The organism is Collinsella sp. AM20-15AC, assembly GCF_003471405.1.
Classification (GTDB): domain Bacteria; phylum Actinomycetota; class Coriobacteriia; order Coriobacteriales; family Coriobacteriaceae; genus Collinsella.
Window position 1 is genome coordinate 16,978 of sequence record NZ_QRJA01000002.1, and the last position, 22,205, is coordinate 39,182.

Consider the following 22,205-nt stretch of genomic DNA (forward strand, 5'->3'; position numbering starts at 1 on the left):
GTGATCTCCTTTCCTTCTACCTACCGAGCGAATTACCAGACGTAAGCGATGATCTCGCCGCCGACGTTGTGCTTGCGAGCATCGCGGTCGGTCATGACGCCATGGCTGGTGGAAATAATGGCGGTACCAAGGCCACCGCGGACGCGGGGCATGTCGGCAACGCCGGTGTACTTACGCAGGGCCGGCTTGGAAATGCGGCGGATGCCGTTGATGACCTTAGCCTTCTTGGGACCATACTTAAGCGTGATGTGCAGAGTCTTCTGGGGAACGGTGTCCTCGACATCGTAGCCCTCGATGTAGCCCTCCTCGTGCAGAACACGAGCGATCTCGACGAGCTTCTTGCTGCTCGGCATGGAGACCGTGGCCTTGTTCACAGAGTTAGCGTTACGGATGCGCGTAAGCATATCTGCGATCGGGTCTGTAAGGTTCATACAGATTCTCCTTCGTTCTTGATGAACACGTGCTCTTGGTTCTTCGCCGCCCTTAACGGCAAAGCCTTTTTAGCGCGTTTTCCCTGTTCCAAACTGATGCTTGAAACGCTGGTAGTGACTTACCAGCTGGCCTTCTTAACGCCGGGAAGCTCGCCCTTGAGTGCAAGCTCGCGGAAGCAGACACGGCACAGGCCGAACTTGCGGTACACAGAGTGCGGACGGCCGCAGCGCTGGCAGCGCGTGTACTCACGAGTAGAGAACTTCTGCTTGCGATTGCACTTGACGATCATCGATGTCTTAGCCACTTATATCCTCCTCACATAGAGTATTGTTCGCCCCAAGCGCCGCCCCCTTCTGGGAACGGCGCTCATAGGGCAGGTGAACCTATTTCTTGAACGGGAAACCGAAGGCGTCCAGAAGGGCCTTGGCCTCCTCATCGGTGTTGGCGGTGGTCACGAAAGTGATGTCCATACCACGCTGGTGATCGACGGAGTCGAAGTCGATCTCGGGGAAGATGAGCTGCTCGGTGACGCCCATGGAGAAGTTACCACGGCCGTCGAAGCTCTTGGCGGAGATGCCGCGGAAGTCGCGGATACGGGGAATCGCGACGGAGGTCAGACGATCGAAGAACTCCCACATACGGTCGCCACGCAGGGTAACCTTGCAGCCGATCGGCATACCAGCGCGCAGGCGGAAGGTAGCGATGGACTTGCGGGCACGGGTGATCATCGGCTGCTGGCCGGTGATGGCGCGCAGGTCGCGCACGGCACCGTCGATGGCCTTGGAATCGGTAGCGGCCTCGCCGACACCCATGTTCACGACGATCTTCTCAAACTTGGGGATCATCATGACGTTCTCGTACTGGAACTTGTCCTGAAGCTGCTGCTTGACCTCGTTGTTGTACTTGGTCTTCAGACGCGGCACATACTTCTCTTCTGCCATTGTTCACTCCTTCTTGGGGTTTTAAGCACGGGGCGTGGCCACGATGGGTTGTCCTCGTGCCTCCTGACTGCATCCGCGCCGCTCATGGCATTTCGCGGTTTGGACTCGACGCAGCAGGAGCCGACAAAACAATCGGTACTATACGCGCATCGGGAGCGTATTTCCAGAAAAACCTCGTCTGCCTGCACAACTCCACAACTCCCCCGCACAAATGCGTCCGCATGCGACGGAGGAAAACGGATCCCTAGGCAGTTGCGGTGAAATACGGACTGTTTGATGGCTTAACAGGCATAAACAGTCCCTATTCCACCGCAACTCATATATGGGGCGTTATTTTTGGCGCGGGAGGACCAGGTTGAGGATCACAGCAACGAGCGCGGCGACAGCAATGGAGGATCCGCCAAAGACGGTGCCAACCCATGCGGGGAATCCAGCGCCGGCAAGCGCGCCGGCCGTGCGCTCAATGCCCGTGCCAAAGGCGATAGAGAGACCCATGAGCGTGGTATCGCGCTGAGACAGGCCGTGGCGGGCAAACATGACCACACCGTTCATACCGATGGTCGCGAACACGCCGATCGTGGCGCCGCCGATGACCGGCTGCGGAATGGACGTGAGTACCGCCGCACACTTGGGCAGCAGGCCCGCGATGAGCAAGATGACGGCGGCAAGCGTAAAGACCATGCGGTTGACGACCTTGTTCTCGGCGATAATGCCCACATTCTGGCCAAAGGTTGCCGTGGGGACGCCGCCCAAAAAGCCTGACAGCATACCGACCAGGCCGTTGGCGATCAGGCCACCCGAGATCTGGCTATCGGTCGCAGGGATATCGAGCGCAGCGGACGACACGGCGGCAAACTCGCCCATGACCTGCACGGCGTTGACAATGGCGACAACGCCCACGACGGCGCACGCGGCCGGGTCGAACACCAGGCGATGGGCGCCCAGAGCCGGCGGGGCGAACCAGCTGGCAGTCGCGATGGCCGAGAAATCGACCATGCCCAACACCGCAGCCAAAACAAAGCCCGCGCAGATACCGGCCAGGATGCTGCCCAGTCTAAGCGCGCCCTTGCCGTAGTTGCCGGCCATAAAGGTAACGACAAACGTCACGAGCGCGACGGCCCAGTTGGTGACACTGCCAAAATCGGCCGCGCCCTCCCCGCCCGCCATGGAGGCAACCGCCACTGGGCATAGTGACAGGCCAATGACAAAGATGACGGTGCCGAGCACCGGGGCCGGGAACAGAAAGCTCACGCGCCTAAACAGCAGGCCGAAGAGCACGACGAGCGCGCCACCGATTGCCTGGGCGCCCAGCACGGCCTCAAAGCCGAGCTCGAGACCGACCGCCTTGAGCGCCGGCACGAAGGTGAAGCTCGCGCCCATCACGATGGGCAGGCCCGAACCGACGACACCTTTTATGGGGAACTGTTGAAGGAAAATGTCGAGCGCCGAGAGGACAAGCGACGCCTGGATGACAGCGGCTTCCTCTTGAGGGGTAAAGCCACAGACCGACGCGATAATGATGGCGGGCGTGACGATACCCGCGAATGCCGCCAGCACATGCTGCAGTGCATGGGGTAATACCTGCACAAACGAAACTTTTCCCGTACGCTCGAACAGGGCATCCCCTGCTGCCGACTCTGCCATTTGCGCCTCCCATACCCTAAGCAGCGGTCCCATGCCGCTCAACGGTCGGACATTATAGGGCATATGACACAGGTAGCATTTTGACCCGCTATCCTGCATCCCCCGGGGACAAACAGCAGTTGCGGTGAAATACGGACTGTTTGATGGCTTAACAGGCATAAACAGTCCCTATTCCACCGCAACTCATATATGGGGATAAGACTATCGCTTGCGGGGGACGAGTTTGGTGCGGCGCAGGTGGATCATCTCGGCGGCGATGGAGATGGCAATCTCCTCGGGATCCTCGGCCTCGATGGCAACGCCGATCGGCAGGTGCAGCCCGTCGATCTGGTCCTGCGTAAAGCCCTCCTGCTCCAAACGGGCGCGCACAAAGGCCGTCTTGCGGCGCGAGCCCAAGCAGCCCAGATAGGCGGGTTTAGCGCGCATGGCCTGAATCACCACGTCGATATCGGACTTGTGGCCTGCCGTGGCCACGACCACCAAGTCGCGCGGGCCGATGGGGCACTGCTTGCTCAGGTTCTTGTAATCGACCAGGCGACGATCGTAGACACCGGGCACCCATTCGGGCGTCAGCGTGCCGGGGCGGTCATCGCACGCCACAACGGCAAAGCCCGCCGCCGTGAGTACGCGCGCCGTCGCAGCGCCCACGTGTCCGCAGCCAAAGATGTAGGTCAGGCCCTCGGGGCAGAGCGTCTCGATGTGCGCCGGGGGAATCTCGGAGGCGGCGTTGGTGTAGGTGACCTTACTCCCCTCCTCCACCAGCGAAAGCTCGGGGCAGCCCGCAATGGTATGGCGCGATGTCTCGCCATGGTACTCAACCACATCGCCCTCGAGCGCGCTCGCGATAAACGGCTCAAAGTCGATGACGAAGTCGCCGATGCGCCGATAGGCCAAGACGTCGGCAACCGACTGGAACAACGGTGCCTGAGTCGCATCCAAATGCAGGTAGCACAGGCAGATGGCTCCGCCGCAGATCATGCCGGTATCGGAGTTCTCGCCGCCCATGGTGTAGCGGACCAGACGCGACTGTCCCGCGCTCAGGAGCTCGCGCGCCTCATCCAGCGCAAAGAGCTCAATCTTGCCGCCGCCGATAGTGCCCGCCTGGCTGCCATCGGCAAAGACGGCCATCCAGGCGCCCACACCGCGCGGGGACGACCCCGCCGTACCGGCCACGACCACCAGCTCGCACGTCTCGCCAGCACGCAGGGCGGCAAGCGCCGCATTCACAACATCGAGCTTTTCCATTGCCGCCTTCTATCCTCTAAAGACATCGGTGAGCATAGCGAGTGCCTCGAGCACGCCGCCGCCGACCGACGTCGCTTTGTCCGAAATGTAGTTGATATAGCTGGCATCGCCGCGCGGGTCGACATCGGCGCATTTAAAGCCCTCAGTCACCTGCACGCCGTTCGCCAAAAGCCCGCGCAGACAGCCATCGATCTGCGTGCACATGGGCGTATCGCCCGCGTAGCCAATCACGTCTCCGGCGCTCACGATGTCGCCGATTGCGCGGTCGGACCGAAACACGCCGGCGGCGGGGCTGTGGATAACACGTTCCTTGCCATAGCCGGCGATAATGCCCGGCACGCCCGTGTTGGGCTGGGGCGAACCTTGGGTAATGACACGGCCGAGAAAATGCCCGCGCATGGTCTCGACCACGGCGTCGCAGTCAACCGGCGCGGTAAAGCCCGGCCCCACAGCGATGACGGCAGGCGCCATGTCGCGCGTGGTGCCCAAGTTGCGCTTAGCCAAAATCGCGTCGACCACAGCCGCGGGTTTCAGCTCGCCGAGCATCTTGGCCTGAGGGTCCACCACAACGGCGACGTCTCCAGCCTCGGTAATCTCAAGCGCCTCAGCCGGCGTCCGTGCCAAGCGAGCGCGAATGCCTTCGACCTCGACCTCGCCCAGGCGAATGGCCTCGCAAAAACAGATTGTGCGGCGGATGCACGTGGGAACCGCGATATCGGCCATAACGACCGAAACGCCGGCGCGCACCAAGCGAGCGGCGACGCCCGTGGCGATATCGCCGGCGCCGCGAACATAAACGAGCATTCCCGGGGTACCTCCCTGTGCTACGGTTTGAGCAGAGCAAAAGCGGTTCGGCCGCTACTCTGATGATTATTTATTATCACAGTATTATACGGCGGTGAACAGATGGAAACGGTTAGCGGCAATCTTGCCTCCGCGCTCAGGATCGAGCCGGGCATTACCGCGATTATCGGCAGTGGCGGCAAGTCGACGCTGCTGAAGACGCTGGGTCTCGAGCTCATGCGCGCTGGCGGCCGCGTGCTCCTCTGTACCACCACGCACATGTTTCCCGTCGCCGGCGTGCCATGGGACGGGTCGAGCCGTCGCCTGGACGCCGCGCCTTGGAAGCCGGGGACCCTACATGTTCCCGGCTGCACCTGCGAGGCATGCGCGGGACTTGTCCGCGGAAGCATCTGCCAGACGGGTGTTTTGGACCCGGAGACAGGCAAGCTCTCCGCCCCCGCCGAGCCGCTCAACGAGCTGGCGCAGCGCTTTGACTATGTGTTGGCCGAGGCAGATGGCAGCAAGCGACTCCCGCTCAAGGCACATGCCGCCTGGGAGCCGGTAATTCCCGCCGCCGCGACAAACGTTGTCTGGGTCGTCGGCGCCTCGGGGCTGGGCAAGCCCGTCGCCGAGGTTGTCCACCGCCCCGAGCTCTTCTGCGAGCGCTGCGGCTGCGAGCCCACCGACGCTGCCACCCCAGAGCGCGTCGCCCAGGTGCTCAATGCCGAGCTGCAGATGCTGAACCTCAGCAATGCCCGTATCATGCCCAACCAAGCCGACACGCTTGCCGACCCAACAATGGCAGATCGCTTCGAGGCAGCCCTCAACCGCCCCCTCATCGCCACCAGCCTCCAGGGGTAGCAAATTTGGGACGGGGCTCTTTTTGCTACCCCGTCCCAAAAAATCATCTCCCAAATTAGCTACCCCGGCGGTCTTCCCGTTAGCGGGGCACGTAGCGGCCGGGTTGGGCTCCGGTGGGCTCGCCGTCGCGTGCCGCCAGCACGCCGTTCACAAACACGGCCTTGGCGCGGCCATGTGCCTCAAAGCCCTCGAGCGGCGTGTAGTCCACGGCCTGATGCTGCGTCGCGGCGCTGATCGTCCAACGCGCGCACGGATCCCACACGCACACGTCGGCATCGGCGCCCTCGGCAAGACAGCCCTTGCGCGGATACATGCCAAAAACGCGCGCCGGATTCTCGCTCATCAAGCGGCACAGATCCTCGGGACCCAGCTGTCCCTCAAAGCTCGTGGCAATCGCAACGGGACGATGCTCCACGCCGGGCCCGCCGTTGGGAATCGCGCGGAAATCATCGCGTCCTCGGTCCTTTTGCCCGTGCAGGTTAAAGCTGCAATGATCGGTCGCAATAGTATCGATCTCGCCAGCCACAAGCGCCTCGCGCAGCGCGGCACGGTCACCGGCATGGCGCAGCGGCGGGCTCATCACGTACTTGGCGCCCGCAAAGCCGTCCTCGCCCTGCTCCAGATAGCAGGTGTCGTCGAGCATCAGATACTGAGGGCAGGTCTCGACATAGATGTTCTTCTGCCCGTGCGCTTTGGCAGCGCGAATGGCCTCGAGCCCCAGCTTGGTCGAAAGGTGTACCACGTTGACCGGAGCATCCCCGGCCAGGTGTGCCAGATACAGCAGACGGCTCACGGCCTCGGCCTCGCACACATCCGGACGGCTGAGCGCATGGCCCTCGGGCCCGTGGATACCCTGCTCAAACACGCGCTTCTGCAGCTCATTCACCAGCGTACCGTTCTCGCAATGCACGCACAGTATGCCGCCAATACGCTTGAGTTCCTCCAGCACCTCGAGCGTCTCGGCATCGTCCAGGCGCAGATGATCGTAGGCAAAGTAGGTCTTGAACGACGATACGCCCGCCTCGCGCATGGCCGAGAGGTCGGCGCGGTTGCGCTCGTTCCACTCGGCGAGTGCCATATGAAAGGCGTAGTTGGCCGTGCAGGTTCCGTCGGCGCGGCGATGCCACTCGGCCAAGGCATCGGGCATGGTCACGCCGCGATCGGCCGTCGCGTAGTCCACGATGGTCGTCGTACCGCCGCAGGCAGCCGCACGCGTACCGGTCTCAAAGCTATCGGCCGTCCAATCCATGCCGGTCCAGCACTGCATGTGCGTGTGGCCGTCGATAAAGCCCGGGAACACCCAGCAGCCCGCAGCATCCTCGACGGTATCGCCCTCGGCCGGCTCAATCGCCGCGGCAATCCGCACGATCTTATCGCCATCCATGGCAAGATCGGCGCGGCGAAGCCCCTGGGGCGTCACGAGCGCGCCGTTTTTGATGATGATCATAATTGCTCCTTATTAATTGATGCAGTTGGCCACGCGATCAAAATACGAGCAGGCGGCGATATGCTCCGTTATGCGTCGCTGTCCCTTGACGGTATCGACGTCCCACAGCTCGTAGGCACGCGCCTCGACCAGCACCACGTCGGTACGGTCCTTGAGGATCGAACCGCCGCCGTCCTTACCCTCAAGACACATAAGTGCATCGAACAGTTCCGCCGGAAAGAGCACCGGGCTCGAAGGCTCACCGTTGCACGCAAGACGCACCGGATACTTGCGGCCACGCTCATCAAACGCGCGAACCATGGCCTCAAAAGAATCCGAACTCACGAGCGGCTGGTCGCCCGGCAAAAAGAGGCAACCCTTCCAGCCGCGGCTCGCCCCCCACGAAAGGCCCGCACGGACGCTTTCGCTTCTGAGCTTGCCATCGTGCAGCACACACGGGCAATGCTTGTCCTCGCAAATCTGGGCGACCTCGGGCCAACGCGTCGAAACCACGACGTCAAAGCCCCGGGGAACCGAATCGATGGTCCGGGCAATCAGCGGCTTGCCATAGATATCGGCAAGCATCTTGTTAGAGCCAAACCGCTTGCCCTCGCCCGAAGCCATAATGACGCAACCAAGTTTCATGGCGATACCTCCCCTGAAACCATCGTACCCATAACTCGCGTCGCGGGCATCCACATCGAAAGCGCTTATCCCGCACGCCCACGATGCAAAAAGGGGCACCCCGCCGGTTGGCAGAGCGCCCCCTTTACATGGCTTACCTCAGCCCAGCTTTAGGCCTGGAACCAACGGGCGGTGTTGCGCTCGTCGAGGGCCTTAAGGGTAGCGGCGGGATCGGCAACCTTCTGCAGGAACATCATGGCTGCGATGGCGTACGGCTTGTAGCTGGCCTCCTTGTACATGCCCACACGATGCATGTCAAAGACGTCGGCGTTGACCTCGCCGTGCTCGCAGGAGACACCGGAGATGTCGGCGGGCAGCGGATGCATAAAGATGGTGTCCTGGCCGTTGGCGGTCTTCTCCATGAGCTCGGTCGTGGAGCACCAATCCTGATGCGTAGCGTTCTGAGCGAGCAGCTCCTTCTCGAGCGCAGCGATGCCGGCGTCGTCGCCCTCGGCGTACAGGTTGGTACGCTTCTCCATGGCGGCAAACGGAGCCCAGCTCTTGGGGATCACGATGTCGGCGCCCTCGAAGGCCTCAGCCATGGTGTTGACCTGCTTAAAGGTGGTGCCGGACTCGGCGGCATAGCCCTTGGCACGCTCGACGACCTCGGGCATGAGGTCGTAGCCCTCGGGGTGGGCCAGGGTGACGTCCATGCCAAAGCGGGGCAGCAGGCTGATCAGCGACTGCGGGCAGGACAGCGGCTTGCCGTAAGAGGGCGAATAGGCCCAGGTGACGGCAACCTTCTTGCCCTTGAGGTTCTCAAGACCGCCAAACTCGTTGATGAGGTAGAGCATGTCGGCAGAGGACTGCGTGGGGTGATCGGAATCGGACTGCAGGGAGATGAGCGTGGGACGGTGATCCAGAACGCCGTCCTCGTAGGCCTGCTGGACAGACTCGGAGACCTCGGCCATGTAGGCGTCGCCCTTGCCGATGTACATGTCGTCGCGGATGCCGATGACGTCGGCCATGAAGGAGATCATGGTAGCGGTCTCGCGGACGGTCTCGCCGTGAGCGATCTGGGACTTCTTCTCGTCCAGGTCCTGTAGCTCGAGGCCGAGCAGGTTGGCGGCCTTAGAGAAGGAGAAGCGCGTACGGGTGGAGTTGTCGCGGAACAGGGAGACGGCCAGGCCCGAGTCGAAGATCTTGGACGAAACGTTGTTCTCACGCAGCTCGCGCAGGGCGTCGGCAACGATGTAGAGAGCCTTGAGCTCATCGGTGGTCTTATCCCAGGTGTGCAGGAAGTCGCTGCCGTACATGCCCTTAAAATCGAGGCCGTTCAGCTGCTCGACGGGCTCGGTAAACTTGGCGTCCATGTAAATATCCTTTCCATAGATGAAACGATCGCAATGAGTAGATGTGCTCCGGCATGCGCGTGTGGCTAGAACATGCAGAGCGCTATGACGAGGACCCGCTACCGTTGAGGAAGCATGGGAGATAACGACCGCGGGCCCCAAGTCAACAGGGGGTGCCGGGGACACGAGCGGCCCCCGGCTCAACAAGATCAAGGAATGGGACTAGTCGATCTTGTTGTTGGTCAGACCGGCGCGGAACACGGTAGCGTCGCCATCGGCCTGGCTCGGATCGTAGAGGTTCAAAGCAGCAACATACATGGCGGCAGCGGTGACCAGGTCGTCCTTGTAGGTGACCTCGTTGGGAGCGTGAGCCTGAGACTCGGCACCCGGGCCAAAGCCGACGCAGGGGATGCCATAGCGGCCCTGGATGGAAACGCAGTTCGTGGAGAAGGTCCACTTGTCGCACAGCGGACGACCGGTGCGCTTGTCCATGCTGGGCTCGCAGCCGATGCGCTCGTCACCGAACATGGCCTTGTGGGCGTCGACGAGGGCCTTGACGTGCGGAGCGGTCTCCTTGTTGATCCACGTGGGGAAGTAAGCCTCGGTCTCGTAGACCTCGCCGGTCCAGGACGGACGGTCGTACATGTACATGGAGACCTTCACGTCGTCGCCGTACTTCTTGGCGGCCGGCAGGTTGCGGATCTCGTCCAGGCAGGACTCCCAGGTCTCGCCGGCGGTCATGCGACGGTCAATGGAGATGGCGCAAGAGTCAGCGACAGCGCAGCGGCTGGGGCTGGTGTAGAAGATCTGGCTGACGGTGCAGGTGCCGCGGCCCAGGAAGCGGGCGTCCTCAAAGTGCTCGGGGTTGTACTTGGGGTCGAGCATCTTGACGAGGCCCTTGATGTCGGTCGACTCGTCGCAGCCGTTGTTGTTGAGGGCGCGGACGTCGGCGATGATGTCGGCCATCTTGTAGATGGCGTTGTCGCCGCGGTCGGGAGCGGAACCGTGGCAGGAGGTGCCGTGAACGTCGACGCGGATCTCCATGCGGCCGCGGTGACCGCGATAGATGCCGCCGTCGGTGGGCTCAGTGGAAATGACGAACTCGGGCTTAATGCCGTCCTTGTTGTAGATGTACTGCCAGCACATGCCGTCGCAGTCCTCTTCCTGGACGGTGCCGACGACCATGATCTTGTAGCCCTCGGGGATGAGGCCCATGTCCTTCATCATCTTGGCAGCGTAGGTAGCAGAAGCCATGCCGCCCTCCTGGTCGGAGCCGCCGCGGCCGTAGATGATCTCGTCGGTCTCGTAGCCCTCATAGGGATCGGCATCCCAGTTCTCGATGTTGCCGATGCCGACGGTGTCGATGTGAGAGTCGATGGCGATGATCTTGTCGCCCTCGCCCATAAAGCCCATGACGTTGCCCAGGCCGTCGACCTTGACCTCGTCATAGCCAAGGCTCTCCATCTCGGCCTTGATGCAAGCGACGACCTCGCCCTCCTCGCAAGACTCAGAGGGGTGCGAGATCATGGCGCGCAGGAAGCGAGTCATATCAGCACGATGAGACTCAGCAGCAGCCTTGATAGCGTCGAAATCGAGTTCTTTAGCCATTGTTCATAACCTTTCAAACGAAGGAATCTACCTGTGAGGTGGCGGAGCGATACCTATTTGCTCCGCTGCTCGGACAGTCCTGCGCAAGACGGAAAGCACATTAAGTGCTTTCCTTTGCGTGCGGAACTCGCGACGGAGCAAATAGGTATCGCTCCGCCTCCCGGGTTCATGCATCTGCAGGACATAGGGGGTCTAATAGGAATTTGGCGCGGCGCGTTGCGCCGCCCAACGATTAGCAGGTCGGATATTCGCCTTCCCAAACAATGCGGCGATACTGGTCGGGGTCCGTGTCGCCTTCCGTGGAGAAGCAGAGCACGGAGCTCGTCTTGTCCAGGCCGATGAGCTCCTTGAGCTCAGCGTACTCGGGATCGAGCATGAGGGTCTCGACCAGGCCGGTGGTCACCGCGCCGGACTCGCCGGAGATGACGCGCGGGTCGCCCTTCTCGGGAGCGCCCAGGGTGCGCATGCCGCGAGCGGTGACCCAGTCGGGGCAGGACACGAAGGCGGTGGCGTGGTTGCGCAGGATATCCCAGCCCAGGATGTTGGGCTCGCCGCAGCACAGACCGGCCATGATGGAGGGCATGTCACCGTCCACGATGCGCGGATCGCCGTCGCCGGCGGCAGCACCCTTGTACAGGCAGGCGGCAGGCGCGCACTCAACCACGACGAAGGTGGGCGGGTTATCGGGATACAGGTTGGTGAAGTAGCCCACCACGGCGCCGGCGAGCGAGCCTACGCCAGCCTGGACAAAGACGTGCGTCGGGCGGTTGATGGCCATCTCGCGCAGCTGCTCGGCAGCCTCGGAAGCCATGGTGCCGTAGCCCTCCATGATCCAGGACGGGATCTTCTCGTAGCCCTCCCAGGCGGTGTCCTGAACGATGACGCCGCGCTCGCAGGCATCGGCCTCGGCGGCGGCCATGCGCACGCACTCGTCGTAGTTGACCTCTTCGATGGTCACCGTGGCGCCCTCGGCGGCGATGTTATCGAAGCGGGGCTTGGTGGAACCCTTGGGCATGTGCACGACGGCCTTCTGGCCCAGCTTGTTGGCAGCCCATGCCACGCCGCGGCCATGGTTGCCGTCGGTGGCGGTAAAGAAGGTAGCCTGGCCAAAGTCCTTGGCAAGCTGATCGGAGGTCAGGTAATCGAAGGTGCACTCGGCAACGTCCTTGCCGGTCTCGTCGGCAATGTAGTTGGCCATGGCAAACGAACCGCCCAGAACCTTAAAGGCATTGAGGCCAAAGCGATAGCTCTCGTCCTTAACGCACAGGTTGGACAGGCCCAGGCGTGCGGCCTGGCCGTCCAGGCGGGCAAGCGGAGTGACGGTGTACTGGGGGAACGACTGGTGGAAGGCGCGGGCCTTCTTCACGTGGTCGAGGCTCATGATTCCCAAGTGCTTGTCATCGCTCTTGGGCATCGTGTTGCCCGCCCACTGGATCTTATCGGCCATACGGTGAACTCCTTAAGTTCTCTCTTGCCGGCCCCCGCATACGCGTTTCAGCCCATTCCCATTCATGCGGCTGAACTTTTATGTGGATGCCAAACAAAAAGTTTGTTAGCACTGTTCTATCACACTTTTTGAATGGAAAACCTAACAAATTGTTTGTTGCCGTAATCGGTACCTTTTCGCCGCCGAACGGTCGCATAACGCAGCGATGCTTTCGTTATTTGCGAACAGGTGTGGTTTATGGCACAGTGAGCCCAAACTAATTTTTAGGAAGGCACCTATGACCCCCGCACAGATTGAGTTTTACAAGCGTCTTGCGCGCAGCCTGGCGCTCCAATTTGGCCCCAACTGCGAAGTCGTCGTCCACGACCTGGAGACCGAGGACGTGGACCACTCCATCGTAGTGATCGAAAACGGCCACGTCAGCGGGCGCAAACTGGGTGACGGCCCCAGCCATATTGTGTTTGAGTCCATGCACGAGGGCACCACCGACGTGCACGACCGCGAGCCATACCTCACCAAGACCACCGACGGCAAGCTGCTCAAGTCCTCGACCATCTTTATCCGCAACGACGAGGGCAAGCCCGTCGGCATTTTGGGCATTAACTTTGACATTACGCTCATGAAGGCTTTTGAGCGCTCGCTCGATGCCTTTACCGGCGCCGGCGGCACGGGCTACACCGAGCCCGAGCCCATTACCAAGAACATCGGCGACCTGCTCGAGGACCTGCTGCACGAGTGCGAGCAGTTTGTGGGCAAGCCCGCGGCGCTCATGACCAAAGACGAGCGCATTCGTGCCATCGGCTACCTCGACCGTCGCGGCGCCTTCCTCATTTCCAAGTCGAGCGAGCGCGCCTGCGAGTTCTTTGGTATCTCCAAATACAGCTTCTATAGCTACCTCAATGAGGCCAAGGCGGCAGCAGGCGACAAGTAGGCACTCACCTGGATTGCCCCTCCCCTTTTGGGCGCGAGTTCTGGAAAGCATGAATCCAAGACCGAGCCGCTTGGAAAGTTCCATATAATCGATGTCATTAGTATTTCGAAAGGGTGGAACAGAATGGCGTTGAGCAAGGCATCATGCACCGGTCGCGGATTGATTCCGGCAATTGGTGGACATGTGCACCGCATGTTCGATGAGGGTGAAGACGACTTGTTTTCGCTGAGCCTTGACGACGTGATGGATGATCGCCCGTGGACCGCCGACGAACTCATGGGCGGCGGGGCTCGCCCGTCAAGCCCCAATCCCGCACTTGCGCCTAAGCCCGCATCTGCGCCGACTCCTGCGCAGTCGCCCGTTTCGACGCCCGCGCCTACACCCACACCCACTTCGGCGCCCACACCCGCTCCCCGCCCCGCAAGCGACCCGTCCGAGACGGCGGCATTTCTCGCTGCAGCGACGCAGGGCAAATCGGCCGACAGCACCGTTATGTACAGCGCCCAGCAGTTGCCTGTTCCTGTGGCACGCAAGCCTCCGGTCACAAGGCTCGATGAGCCCGTTGCCCATCAGGTTGCCTACGATTCCTGGGCTGCAGCCGATCTGGATGAGACCTCTACCGGCATGCCGGCGCTCGACGTTCCAGTTAACCCGCTTTTTGCCGCCAACACGAGCGCCGCGGGCTATGAGGGCGGTGCGGCATATTCCGATTATTCCGATGGCTATGCTGACGCCGGTCGCATCGAGACCGAGGATTACGGCACCGCATCGAGCGATTATCTCAACGATCCGTACGCTGCCACGCCTGCACCGGAATATGACCCGGAGGCCGCGTCCGCGCCGGCGTATACCAAAAGCACGGGCGAAGAGCGATTCGCCGATTATTACGCCGAGGAAAAGGCGCCGCGTTTCTCGGAATTTCCGCAGGCAGTCAAGGTTGCCTTTATCGCCATTGTCATTGCCCTGCTCGGCGTCATTGCGTTTGAGGGATTCCAGCTGTTCCGCGGCCCCACCCAAGCGGAGTCGGAGACCCAGCAAAAAGAGAACGATGACGAGTACCTGGACATCAACACCCTCAAGGGCGACCCCAACGACGGAGACGACGAGTAGCGAGGGTTAAGGGAGGGCCGGAAGAGCCGGCGGCATGTTACGGCTCCAAAAGCCCTGCCATAAAGATGGGCAGATACAGCACGTCACCATCGCGGTGAAGATTACATTCCGCAAGTACCAGGGCGCGATCGATTCCGTAGCCCTTCGTCGCGAGCGCGTTGTCGAGCGCCGCATGGGACTTAAAGCTCTTGCCCGACTTGACCTCGATGGCAAGGACCTCCCCATCGAGCGTCTCCTCCACAAAATCGAGCTCGCCGACTTTTTTAGACGTAAAGTAGCGCAATCTGAATCCGTGGGCTTTGAGCTCTTGGGCAACGAAGCCCTCAAACGCCGCCCCCATGTTCATGCCAAAGGCGTCTTCCGCCCCCCCATCAAAAACGCCTTGGGCGACCCTTTTGGAATACGACGACATGAGCATTCCGGTGTCCAAGTAAAACAGCTTGAACAAATTTCGTTGCTCCCCCAATAAAAGGGGTGCCACGGGCGCCGTTACGTTATACACGGGAAGCGCGACACCCGCCTCCGATAGCCAGAGAAAATGATCTGTCACCTGCGAAAAACGTTTGACACCGTTAATCGATGACAGTTTGAATCGCTTGTTTTTGGAGCCGGCCTCGCTGGGAATCAGATCATAGATATCGCGAATAACCAAGCGTAGCTCAGGCGGAGCGTACTTTGCGATGTCATCGCGATACAGGGCGTGAAGATCGCGATGGATGTTTCGAACCTCGTCGACATTGCGCGTCGCCAAGAAGGAATTGACCGCGTCGGGCATGCCCCCCACCACCACATACTGATGGAACAGATTGAGCAAGCGGTCATACAGATAGCCGGGGAGCTCCTTTTCGTCCTTTAGACAACCCCTGAGCATGTCAAACGCTCCGGCAGCAACGCCGCTTGCCCAGCAGAACTCCTCAAAGTCGAGCGGGTACATCTGGACCTGCTCGACATACCCCACCGGCAGGGAATCGATGCCCTCGAGCTCAACACCAAGGAGCGATCCGGTAAGGATGTATCGAAAGTCGCCGCGCTGGACCAGGTATTTGATAAACGTCACTACGTTGGGGCATCGCTGTACCTCGTCGATAACCACAACGGTCTTGTTCGCAACCATCGGCTGCGTTGCAGCAATAGACATGCGCATAAGCAGGTCATCCGCGCTTTTTGCCGCCAAAAACGAATCGCGCACGGACGCGTCGGCGATAAGGTCGAACGTCACGACATTTTCGAACGATTCGCTTGCAAAGACGTTGACCAAATATGACTTTCCTACCTGTCGGGCGCCCTTGACCAAAAGAGCCTTGTTAGGCGACGAGGCAAGCCAAGATTCAAACTTTGCTTTCGCTTTTCTCTGTAGCATAAGCGTACCCCTTATTACGTGCTGTTTTAGCACTAGGATACACTTTTCCGTGATTGTTATGTGCTCAAATCGACACTTTTTCGAGGTTTTGAAGTGTGTATTACGACACTTTTCCGTACTTTTATACGGGATATTTCGACACTTTTTCGGATTTAAGCCTAACAGCAGCCGGCGAAATCAAGCGCCGTCTGCACATCATTTCGCAGGCGGCGCTTGATTTGTGTCCGCGCGCGCTGATAGACTCCATCGTGCCAGCAAGGAGCGGGCGCGTTTTATCCAGAGTCGGGGTAGAGAGTTGGCTCCACGATCCCGACGCCAACCGGCCAAGAGGCACGGTGGCCCTGCCAACATCGATGAAAGGAGTCCGTATGGACAATTTCTCCGTGCGCAGTGAGCGCAACTTCCACAACCTGGTAGCCAAGCCAAAACGAATGCATCTTCTGGACAAGCCGAACGGCTATGCCTCGGCCATGGTCAAGAGCAGCCTCTCCCACCAGATGCGCTTTACCGTGCAGGTGCTCGAGGAAGAGCTCTGCGTTGCCGGCGACCCGCACGTGCTACAGATTAAGCTGCTCGGAGACGACTCGCGCGAGTCGTCCAGCTGGAAGCTCTTTGCCGACGGCTCGTGCGTCGCAAGCGGCTCGGGTGACTTTGCCCGTGAGTGCTTCTGCGAGGGCGCCGAGGTGTTTTTGGACTTGTGTCGTGATGCCGTCGAGGCTGCCAAGCTGCACCAGTGGAGCCAGAGGGAGTATGAGCTGCTGAGTGCCGCGCGCGGGATTGCGGGGGTGTAAACAGGTGGAGCGCTCCTGAAGCCTTATTCCACACGATCGGGTGTACTCATCTGCAACTCGACTTGCTACCAGATGGTGCAATCACGTTCCACGTCGGTTAAGCCAGACCCCGGCCGGTCGTTGGCAAGTGAAACAACATCTCCCACCCATAGGCCTCTAAGACCGACCGTCCACTATAATCCAAGCGGTTAGCGTCTCCCAAAATCGCCATGGACACGTCTTCCAAGATGCCCTCTCAACTGTGCAGAAATAACAGCCGCCCATACGGTCGATGTGCTCCTTGCACGTCTCGCTGACCACGCAACGATGGAAAACAGGTTCCTGGACGGATGACCCCTGAGGGGATGCATGAAATCGGCATCGAGGCCATCGTCTGTCGAACAATACCTGCCCATACCTTTAAAACATGAGAACAAGACGCCGGCGTCGGTATCGTTTTCAATTCAGTTTAAAACTGAGGAGATTCAGGAGCCAGCCGAATAAACTAAGACTCACTTAGTAATTGCTAAATTTCTGACTGGGTATATAATATCTGACAGTAATAAGGATTCTTTACTATATGTGAGGCAGAAATGACTTCAACGGATGATGAACTAGTCAGCAGGCTCCAAGTTCACCTGTCAACCATTCGCAAGGCGGCGGGCTGGAGTGGCGAACGGCTTGCGAACGAACTAGGCATAACAAAGCAAACCGTCAGCAGCCTTGAGACGGGTAAAACGCAGATGACGAAGATGCACTATCTCGCCATCAGGGCGGTATTCAACAACGAAATCGCCGTCAGCGGAAACGAGGATCTGGCAAAAATAATTCAGCTATTCGTTGACCAACCAGTAGCACCCAAACTAGAGAAGATGCAAAATGCCCTTAAAGAAGGGGATGAGAAGGGGACACAACAAGAGGCAGCTACTAAGCAGAGCGCCATAGTTGGAGCAACCGCTCTCACCGCCGCCCTAATCCCCGCTTCATCGGCATTGATTCCGGCATTGGGCTCTCTTGCATATCAACTTGCAAAATCAATCAAGAAATGAGGTGTACAGAAATTGGAGTCGGAAAACACTGATCTGCCCGCAAAGAACAAAGGCCTCGTGTGGCTCGAGCAGCACAAAGTCCAGATTGGCATCGGTGTATTTGTGGCAATCAGTTCAATCGTTAGCATTACGATTGCCGCGAAAACGGGCCATACGCCTAAATTCAAAACTATTTGCAACGGCGCAGACAAAGGTGTTGCCACGATTGCTAAGGCAGCAGAAAAGGCCTCCTTGCCAGTGGTCAACCTTACCGGAGTCAAGAAGACTGCAACGGGACTCGGACATGACTTGCTTCTTTCGAATCAGGCAGTTAACAAGCGTCTCGTCTCCAGCGGAATGATGACAAAAGAGCCCTGGGGTTACAAGCTCACAGAAGTCGGCAAACTCTTTGGGAAAGAAACAGTCAAAGTAACGCGCGCCGGTTATACCTTCTCAAATATCGAATGGGATGAAGCGGTTGTCCCGTTTGTTTTTACTTCCGACGAACTTGCGAGCATTAACGCCAAAAAAACTCACATTGCGCAAGTCATAGCCCAGTAGTCAAATCTGATACACCGTGCGCCCCGCGTACGCAAACGAAAAGGAGACACCATGGTCATATACAGAACTCAAGAATGGAACGGATACGGAAAGCAAAACTACTACTGGAATGAATACCGCCGTGAGGGCGACACGGTTGTCAAATACAAGTGTAATAGGCGCAAGTTCTTCGATGGGGACGAAAGCAACTGGGAAGAAAGCGAGCATGAAGAAGATTCGTGGAGCATTGACGATCCCAATATGCCCGATTGGCTGAACGGCTACCTCTAATAACTATTAACTAGCAGCCCTTGAAAGCCCCACTTCCCACAGGGAACGTGGGGCTTGATATTGCCCTCCTGTCCGAAAGCACTTTCCATCTCAGCTTTCAATCTAGGCAACCACAATGGTATGGGCCATGGCCGTCAGTTCACCAATCTCAATAAACCTGTCTTTTGTAATGCGATTGACCAATGCGCCGACTCTCTGGTCGGTCGCATCGACATCACAAGCGATGCGCAGCCCGGGAGAGCCGCCAAAAGCAGCTGCTTGCCTGATGCACAAAAGCGCAGAAACCCGCATCCCGAATATGGTGGGATGCGGGCACGGACAATCGTGTGTCCCATTCCAGGCGCGGATTCTGGGATGCAATCTCCGCCGAGGGCTCCAAGGGGAAAGCGCATCCCATTCTGAGCGCCTATTCCGGGACACAGTTTCCGCTCCAAACAAAAGGCCCCGGCTCGCGATGGAGCCGGGGCCAAAGGCACAGCATATGCAGTTGATGGTGAGCGCGAACAGCCCGTCAGAAATGCCATCCGCGCTCTACCCTACCCGCGGTGACGGGCGCGGCTGTACGGCGTATCCACCATGGGCAGATCCGGACGCAGCTTGCCGTCAAATGCGCGATAGGCATTCTGTACGGCGGGCGCTGTGGGGATCGTTGCGATCTCGCCGATGCCCTTGCCGCCGTATGCCACGGGCAGTAGCTCGTCCTTCTCCACGTAGATGGCGTGGATATCCGGAATCTCGGGCGCACGGAACAGCCCGAGCGTGCCGTACCTTGCCTGGGGCACGCAGTCCTTGAGCGGCCAATCCTCGGTAAGCGCATAGCCCATACCCATGAGCACGCCGCCTTCGATCTGACCCTGGATGGAGATGGGGTTGACCACCTTGCCGGAATCGTGCGCGGCATAGACCTCGCTCACGCGGCCGTCATCATCCAGAATGACCACATGCGTGGCAAAGCCGTAGCAGATGTGGCTCTTGGGGTTGGGGACGTCGGCGCCCAGTTTGTCGGTCGGCTCCAGATACACGTAGCCAAACTCGCATCCCTCGAGCGCCTTGATGGCGGTCGCGGGGTCCTGAGGATGCATACCCTGACCAGCGACGAGCTCCTGCGCGCGCAGCTGATAGGCGCGACCGTCGTCGTACTCGATCTTGACGCCGTCGCCATGCGCGCTCACGGGAGCGGCGGGCGCAGGCTTGCCGGCCTCGATGCCAACCATGGCATCGCGCAGCAGGAAAGCGGCGCCGCGCACAGCCTCGCCGGTCACGACCGTCTGACGCGAGCCAGACGTGGTGCCGGAGTCGGGAGCGTTCTCGGTAGAGCACTCGCCGTTGGCGATGCAGCTCAGCGGCAGACCGCAGGCCTCGGCAACGTCCTGCAAAAAGACGGTGTTGCAGCCCTGGCCGATGTCGGACGTGGCGGCATAGACCACGGCCACGCCATCCTCGACGCGAATCTTGCAGCGGCCGGCATCGGGCAGGCCCACGCCCACGCCGGCGTTCTTCATGGCGCAGGCGATACCGGCGTGTCCGGGATGCGCATAGTAGGCATCCTTGACCTCGAGCAGCGTCTCCTTAAGCGCCGTGGAGCAATCGGCAATCTGGCCGTTGGGCAAAACCTCGCCCGGCTCGATGGCGTTTCTGTAACGAATCTCCCACGGGTCCAGGCCGACCTTCTCTGCCAGCAAGTCGATCAAGCTCTCGAGCGCAAACTCGGACTGGCAAACGCCAAAGCCGCGGTACGCGCCGGCGGGCGGGTTGTTGGTGTAGTAGCCAAAGCCGCGAATGTCGGTGTTCTGGTACTTGTAGGGGCCGACGGCATGCGTGCAGGCGCGCTCGAGCACCGGGCCGCACAGCGACGCGTAGGCGCCGGTGTCAAAGTTGATCTCGCAGTCCAGGCCGGTAAAGTTGCCCTCGGCGTCGCAGCCCAGCGTAAAGGTGCCGTCCATGGCGTGGCGCTTGGGATGGAAAGCGAGCGACTCGGCACGTGTGAGCTTGCACTTCACAGGACGCTGGAACTTATAGGCGGCGAGCGCGGCCAAGTGCTGGATGGACACGTCCTCCTTGCCGCCAAAGCCGCCACCCACGAGCATGGTCTCGACGACCACGCGCTCGGGCTCGTTGTCCCAGCCAAACATGTGGACGCACTCTTTGCGTGTGTCGTAGGCACCCTGGTCGGTCGACTGCACCTTGACGCCGTTCTTGTACGGGAAGGCGACGGCACACTCGGGCTCCAAGAAGGCATGCTCGGTAAAGGGCGTGGTAAAGCGCTGCGTCACGGTAAACGCGCTCTCTGCCAGCGCCTTGGCGGCGTCGCCGCGCGTCACGTGACGGCTCTGGCACACGTTGTCCTTGAGCTCCACCGTGTTGCCAAAGGCAAAGAAACTGTCGTGCAGGCGCGGGGCGTCGGCAGCCCTGGCCTCGACAATGTTACGCACGGGCTCCAGCGGCTCGTAATCGATCTTTACGAGCTTCTTGGCCTTCTCGAGCGTCGCCTCGTCCTCGGCAACCACCAGCACGATGGCGTCGCCCACGCAGCGGGTGATATCGCCCGCCGCAATCATGACGTCCCAGTCCTGGATAAGGTGGCCGACCTGGTTGACCGGCACGTCCTCGGCGCGCAGGATGCCCACCACACCGGGCAGGGCCTCGGCCTTGGAGGTGTCGATGGAGAGCACGCGGGCGCGCGGATATTTGGAGCGCACGGCGCTGGCATAGGTCAGGCCCGGCTGATCGAGCTCGTCGATATCATCGGGGTACTTGCCCTCGCCGAGCACCTTCTTGCGCACGTCGATACGGAAGGCGCGCTTGCCCACACCGTAGTCGTCGCCGCGCTCCAGGCCCTCGTCAATCTGCTTTTCGCCGCGAAGCACCGCAGCGGCCAGCGAAATGCCCTCAATAATCTTCTTGTAGCCGGTGCAGCGGCAGACGTTGCCACGGATGGCGTACTTGATCTGCTCCTCGGTGGGCTCGGGGTCCTCGGCGATCAGCGCCGCGCCTGCCATGACCATACCGGGGATGCAAAAACCGCACTGCACGGCGCCCACGGCGCCAAAGGCGTACACAAAGGCCTCGCGCACGTCCTCGGGCAGGCCCTCGACAGTCACGATGTTGCGGCCGGCGGCAAGGGCAGTGGTCAGCACGCACGCCTTGACGGCGGCACCGTCCACATGGATGGTGCAGGTGCCGCAGGCGCCCTCGGAGCAGCCGTCCTTGGCGGAATGGATGTGCAGGTCGTCGCGCAGGTAGCGCAGCAGCGGCTTGTTCTGAGTCGTTGTGCGCTCCACGCCGTTAACGGTAAAAGTGAATTCCTGTGCCATGGTGATTCCCTTCTACACGCCGGCGGCGATGCCGGTGCGGTCGTGAATGGCGCCATGCGGGCAGACAACGGCGCACATGCCGCACGACAGGCAGTCCGCGCCGTCGATATGGGCGCAGTTGTCCTCGATGCGGATAGCGCCGGCAGGGCACTTTTTGGCGCACATGCCGCAACCGATGCAGCTCGTGTCGCAGATCTTGCGCGCAATGGCGCCCTTATCGGTGTTGTTGCAGCGCACCAGGATGTTCTGGTAGCCGGGAACAAAGGCAATCACGCGCTGCGGGCACGCCATGCCGCACAGGCCACAGCCCGTGCACTTTGAGCGATCCACGCGGGCGATGCCATCGACCAGCGCAATGGCGCCGTGGGGGCAGGCCGTGACGCAGGCGCCACAGCCAATGCAGCCTTCGCTGCAGCGGGCATCGCCGCCTGCGGAGGCGCAACCGCTTCCGCAGGCAACGTAGGCCACGTTATGTTGAATGGATTTGGCCATAAGAGA

At 60.4% G+C, this 22,205-nt stretch carries 21 protein-coding genes and 1 riboswitch; of the genes, 7 read left to right on the forward strand and 14 right to left on the reverse strand.

The genetic code is table 11. The features are described from left to right. Window positions 1–32: 32 nt before the first annotated feature. From rpsH to yqeB, 6 genes are all read right to left on the reverse strand, one after another. Window positions 33–431, reverse strand: coding sequence for a 30S ribosomal protein S8 (rpsH, locus tag DW233_RS00935; protein WP_118266247.1), 399 nt, complete (start codon window positions 429–431; stop codon window positions 33–35). Window positions 432–550: 119 nt separating this feature from the next. Continuing rightward, window positions 551–736 (reverse strand): type Z 30S ribosomal protein S14, encoded by a 186-nt coding sequence (locus tag DW233_RS00940; protein ID WP_022094280.1) that lies wholly within the window; start codon window positions 734–736, stop codon window positions 551–553. Between the two features lie 79 nt (window positions 737–815). Next, complete coding sequence (rplE, locus tag DW233_RS00945; RefSeq protein ID WP_006235260.1) at window positions 816–1,373, reverse strand: 50S ribosomal protein L5; 558 nt, start codon at window positions 1,371–1,373, stop codon at window positions 816–818. A 330-nt stretch (window positions 1,374–1,703) separates the two neighbouring features. Continuing rightward, window positions 1,704–3,017 carry a uracil-xanthine permease family protein gene (locus DW233_RS00950; protein ID WP_158567776.1) on the reverse strand — a complete coding sequence of 438 codons (1,314 nt, stop codon included), beginning with the start codon at window positions 3,015–3,017 and terminating at the stop codon, window positions 1,704–1,706. 201 nt (window positions 3,018–3,218) lie between these two features. Beyond that, window positions 3,219–4,262 (reverse strand): XdhC family protein, encoded by a 1,044-nt coding sequence (locus DW233_RS00955; protein ID WP_118266250.1) that lies wholly within the window; start codon window positions 4,260–4,262, stop codon window positions 3,219–3,221. Between the two features lie 9 nt (window positions 4,263–4,271). Continuing rightward, a complete protein-coding gene (gene yqeB / locus DW233_RS00960) occupies window positions 4,272–5,066 on the reverse strand; it encodes a selenium-dependent molybdenum cofactor biosynthesis protein YqeB (protein WP_089573559.1) in 795 nt (264 codons plus the stop codon). A 102-nt stretch (window positions 5,067–5,168) separates the two neighbouring features. Between yqeB and yqeC the strand changes: the two genes are divergently transcribed. Next, complete coding sequence (gene yqeC / locus DW233_RS00965) at window positions 5,169–5,906, forward strand: selenium cofactor biosynthesis protein YqeC (protein WP_118266252.1); 738 nt, start codon at window positions 5,169–5,171, stop codon at window positions 5,904–5,906. A gap of 79 nt (window positions 5,907–5,985) precedes the next feature. On the opposite strand, the gene hydA is transcribed toward yqeC, so the two are convergent. From hydA to dpaL, 5 genes are all read right to left on the reverse strand, one after another. Continuing rightward, entirely contained in the window at window positions 5,986–7,353 is a 1,368-nt protein-coding gene (gene hydA / locus DW233_RS00970) for a dihydropyrimidinase (RefSeq protein ID WP_118266254.1), read from the reverse strand. 12 nt (window positions 7,354–7,365) lie between these two features. Next, the gene (locus DW233_RS00975; RefSeq protein WP_118266256.1) at window positions 7,366–7,977 is read right to left on the reverse strand and encodes a nucleotidyltransferase family protein; all 612 of its coding nucleotides are present in this window, start codon (window positions 7,975–7,977) and stop codon (window positions 7,366–7,368) included. A 149-nt stretch (window positions 7,978–8,126) separates the two neighbouring features. Further along, on the reverse strand, window positions 8,127–9,329 hold the full coding sequence (ygeW, locus tag DW233_RS00980; protein ID WP_118266258.1) for a knotted carbamoyltransferase YgeW: 1,203 nt from the start codon (window positions 9,327–9,329) through the stop codon (window positions 8,127–8,129). Between the two features lie 201 nt (window positions 9,330–9,530). Next, on the reverse strand, window positions 9,531–10,916 hold the full coding sequence (locus DW233_RS00985; protein WP_055252228.1) for a YgeY family selenium metabolism-linked hydrolase: 1,386 nt from the start codon (window positions 10,914–10,916) through the stop codon (window positions 9,531–9,533). Between the two features lie 232 nt (window positions 10,917–11,148). Beyond that, a complete protein-coding gene (dpaL, locus tag DW233_RS00990) occupies window positions 11,149–12,363 on the reverse strand; it encodes a diaminopropionate ammonia-lyase (protein ID WP_118266260.1) in 1,215 nt (404 codons plus the stop codon). A gap of 277 nt (window positions 12,364–12,640) precedes the next feature. On the opposite strand from dpaL, the gene DW233_RS00995 reads away from it, so the two are divergent. Together DW233_RS00995 and DW233_RS10565 are read left to right on the forward strand one after the other, a co-directional pair. Further along, window positions 12,641–13,294 carry a transcriptional regulator gene (locus DW233_RS00995; RefSeq protein ID WP_118266262.1) on the forward strand — a complete coding sequence of 218 codons (654 nt, stop codon included), beginning with the start codon at window positions 12,641–12,643 and terminating at the stop codon, window positions 13,292–13,294. 123 nt (window positions 13,295–13,417) lie between these two features. After that, window positions 13,418–14,404 (forward strand): hypothetical protein, encoded by a 987-nt coding sequence (locus DW233_RS10565; protein ID WP_118266264.1) that lies wholly within the window; start codon window positions 13,418–13,420, stop codon window positions 14,402–14,404. A gap of 37 nt (window positions 14,405–14,441) precedes the next feature. Here DW233_RS10565 and DW233_RS01005 read toward each other — a convergent pair whose 3' ends face one another. Continuing rightward, the gene (locus DW233_RS01005; RefSeq protein WP_118266265.1) at window positions 14,442–15,764 is read right to left on the reverse strand and encodes an ATP-binding protein; all 1,323 of its coding nucleotides are present in this window, start codon (window positions 15,762–15,764) and stop codon (window positions 14,442–14,444) included. A 269-nt stretch (window positions 15,765–16,033) separates the two neighbouring features. After that, window positions 16,034–16,124: riboswitch (SAM riboswitch) on the forward strand. Window positions 16,125–16,132: 8 nt separating this feature from the next. On the opposite strand from DW233_RS01005, the gene DW233_RS01010 reads away from it, so the two are divergent. The 4 genes from DW233_RS01010 (at window position 16,133) to DW233_RS01025 (ending at window position 18,393) form a co-directional block, all read left to right on the forward strand. Next, window positions 16,133–16,555, forward strand: coding sequence for a hypothetical protein (locus DW233_RS01010; protein WP_117564170.1), 423 nt, complete (start codon window positions 16,133–16,135; stop codon window positions 16,553–16,555). Between the two features lie 572 nt (window positions 16,556–17,127). Further along, on the forward strand, window positions 17,128–17,583 hold the full coding sequence (locus DW233_RS01015) for a helix-turn-helix transcriptional regulator (RefSeq protein ID WP_118266267.1): 456 nt from the start codon (window positions 17,128–17,130) through the stop codon (window positions 17,581–17,583). Between the two features lie 57 nt (window positions 17,584–17,640). Beyond that, window positions 17,641–18,123 carry a hypothetical protein gene (locus DW233_RS01020; RefSeq protein ID WP_117635331.1) on the forward strand — a complete coding sequence of 161 codons (483 nt, stop codon included), beginning with the start codon at window positions 17,641–17,643 and terminating at the stop codon, window positions 18,121–18,123. Window positions 18,124–18,174: 51 nt separating this feature from the next. Next, a complete protein-coding gene (locus DW233_RS01025) occupies window positions 18,175–18,393 on the forward strand; it encodes a hypothetical protein (RefSeq protein WP_117564167.1) in 219 nt (72 codons plus the stop codon). A 536-nt stretch (window positions 18,394–18,929) separates the two neighbouring features. Here DW233_RS01025 and xdh read toward each other — a convergent pair. Next, window positions 18,930–21,707, reverse strand: a complete 2,778-nt coding sequence (gene xdh, locus DW233_RS01030) for a selenium-dependent xanthine dehydrogenase (RefSeq protein WP_118266269.1) — start codon at window positions 21,705–21,707, stop codon at window positions 18,930–18,932. Between the two features lie 12 nt (window positions 21,708–21,719). Further along, window positions 21,720–22,199 carry a 4Fe-4S binding protein gene (locus DW233_RS01035; RefSeq protein ID WP_055252516.1) on the reverse strand — a complete coding sequence of 160 codons (480 nt, stop codon included), beginning with the start codon at window positions 22,197–22,199 and terminating at the stop codon, window positions 21,720–21,722. Between the last annotated feature and the right edge of the window lie 6 nt (window positions 22,200–22,205).

Bases quoted from the DNA above. Each gene is read 5' to 3' on its own strand.
- rpsH (WP_118266247.1), bottom strand. From the start codon at position 431: ATGAACCTTACAGACCCGATCGCAGATATGCTTACGCGCATCCGTAAC.
- rplE (WP_006235260.1), bottom strand. From the start codon at position 1,373: ATGGCAGAAGAGAAGTATGTGCCGCGTCTGAAGACCAAGTACAACAAC.
- DW233_RS00950 (WP_158567776.1), bottom strand. From the start codon at position 3,017: ATGGCAGAGTCGGCAGCAGGGGATGCCCTGTTCGAGCGTACGGGAAAA.
- DW233_RS00955 (WP_118266250.1), bottom strand. From the start codon at position 4,262: ATGGAAAAGCTCGATGTTGTGAATGCGGCGCTTGCCGCCCTGCGTGCT.
- yqeB (WP_089573559.1), bottom strand. From the start codon at position 5,066: ATGCTCGTTTATGTTCGCGGCGCCGGCGATATCGCCACGGGCGTCGCC.
- yqeC (WP_118266252.1), top strand. From the start codon at position 5,169: ATGGAAACGGTTAGCGGCAATCTTGCCTCCGCGCTCAGGATCGAGCCG.
- hydA (WP_118266254.1), bottom strand. From the start codon at position 7,353: ATGATCATCATCAAAAACGGCGCGCTCGTGACGCCCCAGGGGCTTCGC.
- DW233_RS00975 (WP_118266256.1), bottom strand. From the start codon at position 7,977: ATGAAACTTGGTTGCGTCATTATGGCTTCGGGCGAGGGCAAGCGGTTT.
- ygeW (WP_118266258.1), bottom strand. From the start codon at position 9,329: ATGGACGCCAAGTTTACCGAGCCCGTCGAGCAGCTGAACGGCCTCGAT.
- DW233_RS00985 (WP_055252228.1), bottom strand. From the start codon at position 10,916: ATGGCTAAAGAACTCGATTTCGACGCTATCAAGGCTGCTGCTGAGTCT.
- dpaL (WP_118266260.1), bottom strand. From the start codon at position 12,363: ATGGCCGATAAGATCCAGTGGGCGGGCAACACGATGCCCAAGAGCGAT.
- DW233_RS00995 (WP_118266262.1), top strand. From the start codon at position 12,641: ATGACCCCCGCACAGATTGAGTTTTACAAGCGTCTTGCGCGCAGCCTG.
- DW233_RS10565 (WP_118266264.1), top strand. From the start codon at position 13,418: ATGGCGTTGAGCAAGGCATCATGCACCGGTCGCGGATTGATTCCGGCA.
- DW233_RS01005 (WP_118266265.1), bottom strand. From the start codon at position 15,764: ATGCTACAGAGAAAAGCGAAAGCAAAGTTTGAATCTTGGCTTGCCTCG.
- DW233_RS01010 (WP_117564170.1), top strand. From the start codon at position 16,133: ATGGACAATTTCTCCGTGCGCAGTGAGCGCAACTTCCACAACCTGGTA.
- DW233_RS01015 (WP_118266267.1), top strand. From the start codon at position 17,128: ATGACTTCAACGGATGATGAACTAGTCAGCAGGCTCCAAGTTCACCTG.
- DW233_RS01025 (WP_117564167.1), top strand. From the start codon at position 18,175: ATGGTCATATACAGAACTCAAGAATGGAACGGATACGGAAAGCAAAAC.
- xdh (WP_118266269.1), bottom strand. From the start codon at position 21,707: ATGGCACAGGAATTCACTTTTACCGTTAACGGCGTGGAGCGCACAACG.
- DW233_RS01035 (WP_055252516.1), bottom strand. From the start codon at position 22,199: ATGGCCAAATCCATTCAACATAACGTGGCCTACGTTGCCTGCGGAAGC.